Annotated in this window: 14 protein-coding genes; 13 read left to right on the top strand and 1 reads right to left on the bottom strand. The window is 42.7% G+C overall.

Annotated elements, in window-relative coordinates:
* Positions 1-65: 65 nt before the first annotated feature.
* The 11 genes from LKD42_RS10815 to rsfS all read left to right on the top strand — a co-directional run bounded on the left by LKD42_RS10815 (position 66) and on the right by rsfS (position 8,187).
* On the top strand, positions 66-1,928 hold the full coding sequence (locus tag LKD42_RS10815; RefSeq protein ID WP_248835688.1) for a TIGR03960 family B12-binding radical SAM protein: 1,863 nt from the start codon (positions 66-68) through the stop codon (positions 1,926-1,928).
* The gene (locus tag LKD42_RS10820; RefSeq protein ID WP_248835689.1) at positions 1,912-2,598 is read left to right on the top strand and encodes a TIGR03936 family radical SAM-associated protein; all 687 of its coding nucleotides are present in this window, start codon (positions 1,912-1,914) and stop codon (positions 2,596-2,598) included. Before LKD42_RS10815 ends, LKD42_RS10820 begins: the two co-directional genes overlap by 17 nt.
* On the top strand, positions 2,561-3,817 hold the full coding sequence (locus tag LKD42_RS10825; protein ID WP_248835690.1) for a ribonuclease E/G: 1,257 nt from the start codon (positions 2,561-2,563) through the stop codon (positions 3,815-3,817). Before LKD42_RS10820 ends, LKD42_RS10825 begins: the two co-directional genes overlap by 38 nt.
* Before the next feature lie 144 nt (positions 3,818-3,961).
* Positions 3,962-4,267: a 50S ribosomal protein L21 gene (gene rplU / locus LKD42_RS10830; protein ID WP_022119748.1), complete on the top strand. Its 306-nt coding sequence runs from the start codon at positions 3,962-3,964 to the stop codon at positions 4,265-4,267.
* A gap of 5 nt (positions 4,268-4,272) precedes the next feature.
* A complete protein-coding gene (locus tag LKD42_RS10835; RefSeq protein WP_022119749.1) occupies positions 4,273-4,593 on the top strand; it encodes a ribosomal-processing cysteine protease Prp in 321 nt (106 codons plus the stop codon).
* A 3-nt stretch (positions 4,594-4,596) separates the two neighbouring features.
* A complete protein-coding gene (gene rpmA, locus LKD42_RS10840; protein WP_022119750.1) occupies positions 4,597-4,884 on the top strand; it encodes a 50S ribosomal protein L27 in 288 nt (95 codons plus the stop codon).
* A gap of 65 nt (positions 4,885-4,949) precedes the next feature.
* Entirely contained in the window at positions 4,950-6,242 is a 1,293-nt protein-coding gene (gene obgE, locus LKD42_RS10845; RefSeq protein ID WP_022119751.1) for a GTPase ObgE, read from the top strand.
* Between the two features lie 31 nt (positions 6,243-6,273).
* Complete coding sequence (gene yhbY, locus LKD42_RS10850) at positions 6,274-6,567, top strand: ribosome assembly RNA-binding protein YhbY (protein ID WP_022119752.1); 294 nt, start codon at positions 6,274-6,276, stop codon at positions 6,565-6,567.
* A 14-nt stretch (positions 6,568-6,581) separates the two neighbouring features.
* Positions 6,582-7,217, top strand: a complete 636-nt coding sequence (nadD, locus tag LKD42_RS10855) for a nicotinate-nucleotide adenylyltransferase (RefSeq protein ID WP_226911894.1) — start codon at positions 6,582-6,584, stop codon at positions 7,215-7,217.
* Positions 7,214-7,807 carry a bis(5'-nucleosyl)-tetraphosphatase (symmetrical) YqeK gene (yqeK, locus tag LKD42_RS10860; RefSeq protein ID WP_022119754.1) on the top strand — a complete coding sequence of 198 codons (594 nt, stop codon included), beginning with the start codon at positions 7,214-7,216 and terminating at the stop codon, positions 7,805-7,807. The genes nadD and yqeK overlap by 4 nt, the downstream gene beginning before the upstream one ends.
* 32 nt (positions 7,808-7,839) lie before the next feature.
* Entirely contained in the window at positions 7,840-8,187 is a 348-nt protein-coding gene (gene rsfS / locus LKD42_RS10865; protein WP_022119755.1) for a ribosome silencing factor, read from the top strand.
* Between the two features lie 204 nt (positions 8,188-8,391).
* Here the strand turns inward: rsfS and lexA are convergent, their stop codons facing one another.
* Positions 8,392-9,015 (bottom strand): transcriptional repressor LexA, encoded by a 624-nt coding sequence (gene lexA / locus LKD42_RS10870; RefSeq protein WP_022119756.1) that lies wholly within the window; start codon positions 9,013-9,015, stop codon positions 8,392-8,394.
* 294 nt (positions 9,016-9,309) lie between these two features.
* Between lexA and LKD42_RS10875 the strand changes: the two genes are divergently transcribed.
* On the top strand, positions 9,310-9,678 hold the full coding sequence (locus LKD42_RS10875) for a LysM peptidoglycan-binding domain-containing protein (protein WP_248835691.1): 369 nt from the start codon (positions 9,310-9,312) through the stop codon (positions 9,676-9,678).
* A gap of 102 nt (positions 9,679-9,780) precedes the next feature.
* Positions 9,781-10,011, top strand: a complete 231-nt coding sequence (locus LKD42_RS10880) for a hypothetical protein (protein WP_022119758.1) — start codon at positions 9,781-9,783, stop codon at positions 10,009-10,011.
* Positions 10,012-10,256: the final 245 nt, after the last annotated feature.

The raw sequence follows: 10,256 nt of genomic DNA on the forward strand, positions 1-10,256 counted from the left end.
AATTTCTGCAAGTAACCGTCAACCAAATATACAGACTATGCACAGAAATAAGGATAAATGATTCAATGAGAAAATTAGCTTTAAGAGATGAAATTTTATTAAGTATAGAAAAACCTGCCCGTTATATTGGAAATGAAGTAAATGCCGTTATGAAGAGCAGGGACGTGGACATCCGCTTTGCCATGTGCTTCCCGGATGTCTATGAGATCGGTATGTCACATCTCGGTATTCAGATTCTGTATGATATGTTCAACAAACGGGAGGATACCTGGTGTGAGCGTGTCTATTCCCCATGGACCGATCTGGATGCCGTGATGCACAAGGAACACATTCCGCTGTTTGCCCTGGAGTCCCAGGATCCGATCAAGGATTTTGACTTTCTTGGAATCACGATCCAGTATGAGATGTGTTATACCAACATTTTACAGATTTTGGATCTTTCCGGTATCCCGATGATGGCAGTTGACCGTACCTGGGACGATCCGATCGTGATCGGCGGAGGTCCATGTGCTTACAATCCAGAGCCTCTGGCAGATTTCTTTGATATTTTCTATATCGGAGAAGGCGAAGTCGTTTACGATGAACTGCTGGAACTTTTCAAAAAAGCAAAAAAGGAAGGATGGAACCGGGAAACATTTCTCCGTCAGGCATCCCATATCGCCGGTATTTATGTTCCGTCACTTTATAAAGTATCTTACCATGAGGACGGTACGATTGCAGCCTTTGAACCGATTTATGATGATGTACCGAAAACAGTCGAAAAACAGATCGTTATGGATGTGACAAATGCTTCTTATCCGAAAACACCGGTCGTTCCGTTTATCAAATGTACACAGGACCGTGTCGTGCTGGAGATACAGCGTGGCTGCATCCGCGGCTGCCGTTTCTGTCAGGCAGGTATGATCTACCGTCCGACCAGAGAACGTGACCTTGCCATGCTCAAAGAATATGCCTATGCCATGTTAAAGAGCACCGGACATGAAGAAATTTCCTTAAGTTCTTTGAGTTCCAGTGACTACTCGGATCTTGCCGGGATCGTAAATTTCCTGATCGATGAGTTCGAGAAAACAGGTGTAAATATTTCCCTGCCATCCCTGCGAATTGATGCATTCTCCCTGGATGTCATGAGCAAGGTGCAGGATATCAAAAAAAGCAGCCTGACGTTTGCACCGGAAGCCGGTTCTCAGAGACTGCGTAACGTCATCAACAAAGGACTGACAGAAGAAGTGATTCTGGATGGTGCCGGAAAAGCATTTGACGGCGGCTGGAATAAAGTAAAACTTTATTTTATGCTCGGACTGCCAACGGAAACCGAGGACGATATGAAAGATATCGCACATCTGGCAGATAAGATTGCAAGACGCTATTACGAAATCCCAAAAGACCAGAGAAACGGCAAGTGCCAGATCACGGTCAGCACTTCTTTCTTTGTTCCGAAACCATTTACCCCATTCCAGTGGGTTCCGATGAACAACCGGGACGAATTTCTCGGAAAAGCCAAGATTGTAAATCAGGAAGTCAAAGACCAGCTGAACCGCAAGAGCATCAAGTACAACTGGCATGAAGCAGACGTTACCGTGCTCGAAGGTATTCTGGCAAGAGGTGACCGCCGCCTGGCTCCTGCCATCCTGCGAGCATACGAAAAGGGAGCACTCTACGATGCCTGGGGTGAAAATTTCAAATACAGCCGCTGGAGTGAAGCATTTGATGAATTTCATCTTGATCCGGCTTTTTATACCGAGCGTGAGCGTTCCTACGAAGAAATCCTTCCATGGGATTTCATCAGGATCGGCGTTACCAAAAAATTTTTATGGAAAGAATGGGAACGTGCCCAGAAAGAAGAAGTAACGAAAAACTGTCGTGCCGGCTGTTCCGGATGCGGAGCAAGTGTATTTGGAGGAGGTGTATGTTATGAAGGTAAGAATTAAATTCCGCAAACAGGGTGTCATGAAATTCATCGGTCATCTGGATGTGATGCGTTATTTTCAGAAAGCAATCCGCAGGGCAGACATTGACATCGCCTACACAGAAGGATTCAGCCCGCATATGATCTTATCCTTTGCAGCACCGCTCGGTGTCGGACTGACCAGCAACGGTGAGTATGCCGACATCATGCTGAAGACACCGATCTCATCTGCCGAGGCAGTCAGACGCCTGAACGATGTGATGGTCGAAGGCATGGAGATCGTAAGTTTCCGTGAAATTCCGGATGAAAAGGCAAGCAATGCCATGTCTTTAGTTGCAGAGGCGGACTATACTGTAATATTTCGTGAAGGGATGGAGCCGCCTGCCGGATGGGAAGAAAAGCTTCTGGCATTTTATGAGAAACCTTCCATTCTTGTGACAAAAAAAACAAAGAAAAGCGAACGTGAAATGGATCTGAAGCCGCTGATCTATGCACTTTCTGTCTCTGACGGAAAAATTTTCATGACACTCTCCACCGGAAGTACCGACAACATCAAACCGGAACTTGTCATGGAAGCATTCTGCCGGGAAATCGGCTATGATCTGCCTGCTTTTGCACTTCTTATCAACCGGGAAGAGGTCTACGCAGAAGGGCATGTTTCACTGGAAGATCTGGGAAAAGACATTGGCTGATACACTGATCATCACAAAGAGAGATGAGCAGACCATTTGGATGGCGGCGTTATCCGGCACGCATGCCACAGATCTGCGTATTGCTTCTGCATCCGATGAAAGCACATCACTTGTCGGAAACATTTATATCGGAAAAGTACGCAAAGTCCAGAAAAACATTGATGCAGCATTTATTGAAATTGCAGACCGACAGCAGTGCTATTTTAATATTGCCGCAAACCCGGATGCCATCTATACAAAAAAAGGCAATTCAAAAAAAATCGCAGAAGGAGATGAACTGCTCATTCAAGTGATCCGTGATGGCTTAAAGACGAAACTTCCCGCCCTCTCCGGAAACCTCGAACTTCCGGGACAGTATCTTGTGCTGACCGGTAATGACAGTCGCATCGGTATCTCCGGCAAACTTTCACAGAGCACAAAAGAACGCCTGAAAGAATGGATGAAACCATTTGCACGCGAAAAATATGGCTTTATCGTGCGTACAAACGCCGGCGAAGCTTCCAGAGAAGAGATTGAAGCGGAAGCGAAAAAACTGGAAGAACAGTATCTGCATCTTTTAAAAACGGCACCTTACCGGACCTGTTTTTCTGCTTTAAAAACGTCAGAACCGGTCTGGATCGAGATGCTCCGCAATACTTACACTGCAGATCTGACCTCAATCATCACAGACGATCCTCAGATTTATAACTCTCTGGAACATTATCTGAAAGAAAACGATCTGCAGAATCTTTCCAAACTCCGTCTGTATCAGGATGATCTGCTTCCGCTCTACAAGCTCTGCCGCCTGGAACGAGAGATCGATCTGGCGACCTCCAGACAGGTCTGGCTGAAAAGCGGTGGTTATCTGGTGATCGATCCGACGGAAGCACTGACCGTCATTGATGTCAATACCGGTAAATATTCCGGTAAAAAACTGCGGCGTGAAACATTAAAAACAATCAATCTGGAAGCGGCGAAAGAAGCAGCAAGACAGATCCGTCTTCGGAACCTTTCCGGTATCATTCTGATCGATTTCATCAATATGGAAAACAAAGAAGATCAGAAGGAACTGCTTGCATTTCTGGAAAGCCGACTGTTTGCCGATCCTGTCAAAACAAGACTGATCGATATGACAAAGCTGGAGCTTGTGGAGATCACCCGGAAAAAAGTCCATAAAACTTTAAAAGAGCAGATTGCAGCACTGGAAAGCGAAAAGGAGTCTCTTTCACAGAAAGATTAAAAATAATGAAATATTTTGCAAAAAACAGTTGACGTAAATTCTAAGACATGCTATCATGTAGCAGATGCCGCATAAAGAGGTTTAAATGTCATGCCGCAAGGCAGACTACCATATTTAGCGAGTAATGATAATAGGAGGTGCCATATGTACGCAATTATTGCAACAGGTGGTAAACAGTACAAAGTAGCTGAGGGCGATATCATTAACGTAGAAAAGCTTGGTGCAGAAGCTGGTGAAACAGTAACTTTCGAAAATGTTCTTGCAGTTAGCAATGACGGACTGAAAGTTGGTGCAGATGTAGCTGGTGCAACAGTAACTGCTAGCGTTGTTAAAAATGCAAAAGCAAGAAAAGTTATTGTTTACAAGTACAAGAGAAAGACCGGATATCATAAAAAGAACGGTCACAGACAGCAGTACACTCAGGTTAAGATTGAAAAAATTAACGGTTAATCCATATGATTACAGTTACAATCCATAGATCAAATGACAGTTATGCTGGTTTTAAAGTAGTCGGACATGCCGGTTATGCTGAAGAAGGTTATGATATTATCTGTGCGGCGGTATCCGTACTTGTTGTAAATGCTGTAAATTCGATTGAGACTTTTACAGACGATAAGTTTGCTGCCCGTGAAGATCACGGTATCGTAGAACTGATTTTGGAAGGCAGTGTATCCGATAAAACCACACTTCTGCTTGATTCTATGATTCTTGGTTTGAGAGATATTCAGACACAATACGGTAATGAATTTATACGATTGAAAATCGAGGAGGTGTAGACCATGTTGAAGATGAACCTTCAGGTATTCGCTCATAAAAAAGGTGTTGGTTCTACAAAGAACGGACGTGACTCCGAGTCTAAAAGACTGGGTGCAAAAAGAGCTGACGGACAGTTTGTAAAGGCTGGTAACATTCTTTACAGACAGCGTGGAACAAAGATTCACCCGGGCGTTAATGTTGGACGCGGCGGCGACGATACCCTGTTTGCTTTAGTAGACGGTGTTGTACGTTTTGAGAGAAAAGGCCGTGACAAAAAGCAGGTTTCAATTGTTCCTGTAGAGGCAAAATAATAAGTGGAACATGTGGCTTCAAATCGTGTACGGTTTGAAGCCATTTTTGATATAAAGGAGTATATATGTTTGCAGACAGAGCAAAAATATTTATCCGTTCCGGTAAAGGCGGAGACGGACACGTAAGTTTCCGAAGAGAACTTTTCGTGCCGAACGGCGGTCCGGACGGTGGTGACGGCGGCAAAGGCGGAGATATCATTTTCGAAGTCGATGAAGGACTTAATACCCTGAACGACTACCGGCACAAGGCAAAATACTGTGCTCAGCCGGGAGAAGAAGGCGGTAAAAAACGTTGTCACGGAAAAAATGGTACGGATCTCATTCTGAAAGTTCCGGAAGGAACCCTGATCAAAGATGCAGAATCCGGAAAAGTGATCGCTGACATGTCCGGTGACAACAAACGTCAAATTGTATTAAAAGGTGGACGTGGCGGCAAAGGAAACATGAACTATGCAACGGCTACCATGCAGGTTCCGAAATATGCCCAGCCCGGACAGAGTGCCAAAGAACTCTGGGTACAGCTCGAATTAAAAGTGATCGCAGATGTCGGTCTGGTCGGTTTCCCGAATGTCGGAAAATCAACCTTCCTGTCCCGTGTGACAAATGCAAGACCTAAAATCGCAAATTACCATTTCACAACCTTAAATCCGAATCTTGGCGTTGTAGATCTGGATGGCGGAAAAGGCTTTGTGATCGCGGATATCCCGGGACTGATCGAAGGAGCTTCGGAAGGTGTCGGACTTGGACATGAATTTTTACGCCACATCGAACGTACAAAGGTCATCATCCATGTCGTGGATGCAGCTTCTACAGAAGGCCGTGATCCGGTGGATGATATTTACAAGATCAATGAAGAACTCAAAGCCTATAATCCGAGAATGGCAACTCTGCCGCAGGTGATCGCTGCCAATAAAACCGATGTGATCTATTCTGAGGACGAGGATCCGGTTGAACGCATCCGTGCAGAATTTGAGCCTCAGGGCATGAAAGTATTTTCCATTTCCGCAGTAAGCGGCAAAGGATTAAAGGAACTTTTATACTATGTGCGTGAACTGCTGGATGCACTGCCAAAAGAAGCGGTCGTATTTGAGCAGGAATACGATCCGAACGAGTATAATCCAAATGACAACCTTCCTTATACCGTTGAGAAGTCAGAAGAAGAGGAAAACACTTACGTGGTAGAAGGTCCAAAGATTGAACGTATGCTTGGTTATACGAATCTGGATTCTGAAAAAGGCTTCCAGTTCTTCCAGAACTTCCTCAAAACAACCGGCATTCTCGACGAACTGGAAGCTGCCGGAATTCAGGAGGGCGATACCGTCCGTATGTACGGCCTGAAATTTGATTACTATAAATAAAGATTTGATATGATAAGCGAGGAATATAATTATGACAAGTAAGCAGCGTGCTTATTTAAAAAGTCTGGCTATGACCATGGATCCGATCTTCCAGATCGGCAAGGGAAGCCTGACACCAGAAAACACCAGTGCGATTGCTGAAGCACTGGCAGTACGTGAACTGATCAAGATCAATGTACTGCAAAACTGCATGGACGATCCGAAGGAACTTGCGAGAACCCTGGCAGAACGCACCCATTCACAGGTTGTACAGGTTATCGGCAAAAAAATCGTTCTTTATAAAGAAGGAAAAGACGACAAGAAAAAAATCGAACTTCCACGTTGAGGGGAGGCATTTTCTTGAAGAAAGAAAAAGCAAGAAAAATTGGGATCATGGGAGGAACCTTTGATCCCATCCACATCGGGCATCTGATCCTCGGCGAAAATGCCTGGCATCAGTTTGGACTGGAGAAAGTACTTTTTATGCCTTCTGCCAATCCGCCTCACAAGCCAAACCGTATCGGCCGTGCGGATATTCAGGAACGTGTTGATATGGTTCGCGGTGCCATTGCAGACAATCCGCATTTTGAACTTTCTCTGGAAGAAGCCTTTCGGGAAGATTACTGTTATACAAGCGAAACTTTGCAGGAAATGACTGTAAAGCATCCGGATACGGAATACTATTTTATTATGGGAGCCGATTCTCTGTTTGCATTTGAAACCTGGCATGAGCCGCAGAAAATCTGTCAGAATTGTGTGATCGTTGCGGCGGTACGAGATCATGTATCGGCAGAACATTTTAAAGAACAGATAGAATATCTCACTCAAAAATATCAGGTGGATATCCGGATCCTTGCCACACCAAATATCGACGTTTCTTCGCACGAGATCCGGGAATGGATCCGAAAAGCGAATACTTCCCTGAAATATTATGTACCGGATAAAGTCATTTCGTATATTAAAGAAAAAAATCTGTATAGTGAGTGTAAAGAATGACAAATAGATATGATCTGATAAAAATACAGGAAAAACTGCAGAAGAAATTAACACCGGATCGCTATCAGCATACGCTTGGAGTCATGTATACCTGTGCAGCCCTGGCTATGTGCCACGGCTGTAATCTGGAGCGTGCGATGGTTGCCGGACTTTTGCACGACTGTGCAAAATGTATACCAAACGATAAAAAGATAAGCATCTGCGAAAAAAATAACATTGCTATCACAGAAGCAGAACGGAAAAATCCTTCGCTGCTTCATGCAAAAGCCGGTGTATTTCTTGCAAAATCCAAATATGACATTGAAGATGAGGATATTCTGGATGCGATTCGATATCATACAACCGGAAATGTCGATATGACACTTCTCCAGAAGATTACTTATCTTGCCGATTATATAGAACCATGGCGAAACAAGGCAACCAATCTGCCTGCGATACGTGAAGCTGCATTTCAGGATCTTGACAAGGCATTGTATATGGTACTTCATGATACACTTCAGTATCTTGAAACAATCCATGCCGAAGTCGATTCGACAACACAGCAGGCATATGAATTTTACAGACAACTGCAGGAAGAAAAACAGGATTGAGTGAGTTAAAGCTCAGAAAGGAGTACCCACATATGGAATCAAGAGAACTTGCAAAACAGATTTGTGAAGCTCTGGCTGATAAAAAAGGAGAAGATATTAAGATCCTTAATATCTCAGAAGTTACTGTACTTGCTGATTACTTCATCATCGCAAGCGGCTCAAACAGAAATCAGGTCCAGGCTATGGCAGATAATGTAGAAGAAACACTTGGAAAGCTTGGTCATGAGCCAAAACAGATCGAGGGCTATCAGAGCGGCAACTGGATCCTGATGGATTATCAGGATGTCATTGTCCATATCTTTGATAATGAAAACCGTCTGTTCTACGATTTGGAACGTATCTGGCGTGACGGCAAAAGCCTGACGGTGGAAGAACTGTAAAAATTATAAAGGTATAGAGTAGTAAGAGATTAAAACAATATGCTTTTTATTCTCAATATTATAAAGAATAATCATGCTCAGGGCGAGAATACCAAGGAAAGTATTTTCGCCCTGTTTTGTTTACAGTTATTTATTTCGAGTCGAACGCACGTAAAGCCTCGCATGCGATTCTCTCAGAGCATTTATATTAATCTAGGATTACGTTTAAGAAAAGAAACGAAATACTCCAATTACTTTTCCAAGAATATGAACGTCTTTCTCCTCGACAACAATCGGATCCATGGTATCGTTTTCCGGCTGAAGACGAATATGACCATTCTCGTGATAAAATGTTTTTACCGTCGCAGAATCATCAATCAAAGCTGCAACCATCTCGCCGTTTTCTGCGGTATCCTGCTGTTTGACAAGAATATGATCCCCTGAGAGCACACCGGCATTGATCATACTTTCTCCTTTTACCTCCAGTAAAAATGTCTGTGCATTCGGGAGGTATTCGGAAGGGATCGGGAAATAAGATTCAATATTCTCTACTGCCAGAAGCGGAGAACCGGCTGCGATCTTACCGACAATCGGGACATTCACCATTTCTTTTCTTAATAGCTGGAAACTGTCATCCAGAATCTCAATCGCTCTCGGCTTGGTCGGATCACGTCTGATATATCCCTTTCTTTCCAGAGACTCCAGGTGGGAATGTACAGACGAAGTAGATTTTAAATGAACTGCCTCGCAGATTTCACGCACTGCAGGCGGAAATCCTCGCTTTAAAATTTCTGATTTTATGTATTCTAATATTTCTTTCTGTTTTGCTGTAATAGTACCATCTGCCATATCTATCCTCCAATCTGTCTGAATATGCGACAGGACTTCAATTCCACTGTTTTTGTAAACGGTTAAGTACCTTCGCCAAATCATCACTGTTTTCTTTTCTTTTATCATAACACAGGACTTTAAAAAAAGCAAACAAATATTCTCGAAAATATGTTCGTTTTTATATTGACAAACGTACGTTCCCGTAATATAATGATGTTAATCAAGAACAAATGTTCCTTGTTTTCAAAAACGATTGCTCTATGTTCAGACAGAAGATCACACGACAGACAAACCACGAAAAGGAGAGAGACTATGACAGAAAAAAGTATGATTATGAATCGAAAAAGGAACCGGAAACAGTGTATGGTAAAAAGATATTCCTGCCTGTTTACAGCAATCTTAATAACCTTTCTGATCCTTGCTGTATCTTTAAGTATCTGTTTTACGGTAAATGCAGATCAGGAAAAGCCTACAAGACATGCTTACAAGTATTACACAGACATCGTGATCCAGAAGGGGGAGAGCCTGTGGGATATCGCCAATGAGCATATGACAGAGGAATATGATTCTCCGAAAACCTATATCAAAGAAGTAAAAAGCATCAATTCCCTTACCGATGTCGATAAGATCTATGCCGGGCAGCGTATTGTCATTCCATATTATTCTACTGAATTAAAATAGCAGCTTTTTACTCATGCAAAACCATATTTTTTGTGTTATACTGTAACGAGAATTTTTGATCTTAATAATATGAACAAAATAAGATGAAAGGAAAATTTAACTATGAGACAGGAAAAATTCAAGATGGAACGTCCAAATCTGGTACAGATTGGAGATCATGTTGAAATAACTGAAATTCAGACGAATATGAATTTTAGTTACATTATAGAACCGGCTGTAGCGATGTCTGGATGTTTTAAAAATGCAAACCGCATCAAAGCACGTGAAGGTGTGATCGTCAACATTGAGCATACACCAAGAGGATTTATGGTAACCGCAGAATTTGAAGAATAAATAAAAGTGGAAGGCAATTCCTGAACAGTATAAATAGTAATACAAGAAGAAATGGAATAAATAATAAATAATAGAAAATAAATAACCGAAGAAATACATTTTATTATAGAAAACAGCGTAAATCAATATAAAAGGACGATTGCGGTGCTTTTCTATAAAATTGGGTCAATCTATTTGAAAAACTGAACGGTGTTTTTCACATCCAGATCATAAAGAAGAGCCACAGGTGCTATATAGTGCCTGTG

The sequence above is a fragment of the Hominisplanchenecus faecis genome, from assembly GCF_020687205.1.
Lineage (GTDB): Bacteria > Bacillota > Clostridia > Lachnospirales > Lachnospiraceae > Hominisplanchenecus > Hominisplanchenecus faecis.

Bases quoted from the DNA above. Each gene is read 5' to 3' on its own strand.
- LKD42_RS10815 (WP_248835688.1), top strand. From the start codon at position 66: ATGAGAAAATTAGCTTTAAGAGATGAAATTTTATTAAGTATAGAAAAA.
- LKD42_RS10820 (WP_248835689.1), top strand. From the start codon at position 1,912: ATGAAGGTAAGAATTAAATTCCGCAAACAGGGTGTCATGAAATTCATC.
- LKD42_RS10825 (WP_248835690.1), top strand. From the start codon at position 2,561: ATGTTTCACTGGAAGATCTGGGAAAAGACATTGGCTGATACACTGATC.
- rplU (WP_022119748.1), top strand. From the start codon at position 3,962: ATGTACGCAATTATTGCAACAGGTGGTAAACAGTACAAAGTAGCTGAG.
- LKD42_RS10835 (WP_022119749.1), top strand. From the start codon at position 4,273: ATGATTACAGTTACAATCCATAGATCAAATGACAGTTATGCTGGTTTT.
- rpmA (WP_022119750.1), top strand. From the start codon at position 4,597: ATGTTGAAGATGAACCTTCAGGTATTCGCTCATAAAAAAGGTGTTGGT.
- obgE (WP_022119751.1), top strand. From the start codon at position 4,950: ATGTTTGCAGACAGAGCAAAAATATTTATCCGTTCCGGTAAAGGCGGA.
- yhbY (WP_022119752.1), top strand. From the start codon at position 6,274: ATGACAAGTAAGCAGCGTGCTTATTTAAAAAGTCTGGCTATGACCATG.
- yqeK (WP_022119754.1), top strand. From the start codon at position 7,214: ATGACAAATAGATATGATCTGATAAAAATACAGGAAAAACTGCAGAAG.
- rsfS (WP_022119755.1), top strand. From the start codon at position 7,840: ATGGAATCAAGAGAACTTGCAAAACAGATTTGTGAAGCTCTGGCTGAT.
- lexA (WP_022119756.1), bottom strand. From the start codon at position 9,015: ATGGCAGATGGTACTATTACAGCAAAACAGAAAGAAATATTAGAATAC.
- LKD42_RS10875 (WP_248835691.1), top strand. From the start codon at position 9,310: ATGACAGAAAAAAGTATGATTATGAATCGAAAAAGGAACCGGAAACAG.
- LKD42_RS10880 (WP_022119758.1), top strand. From the start codon at position 9,781: ATGAGACAGGAAAAATTCAAGATGGAACGTCCAAATCTGGTACAGATT.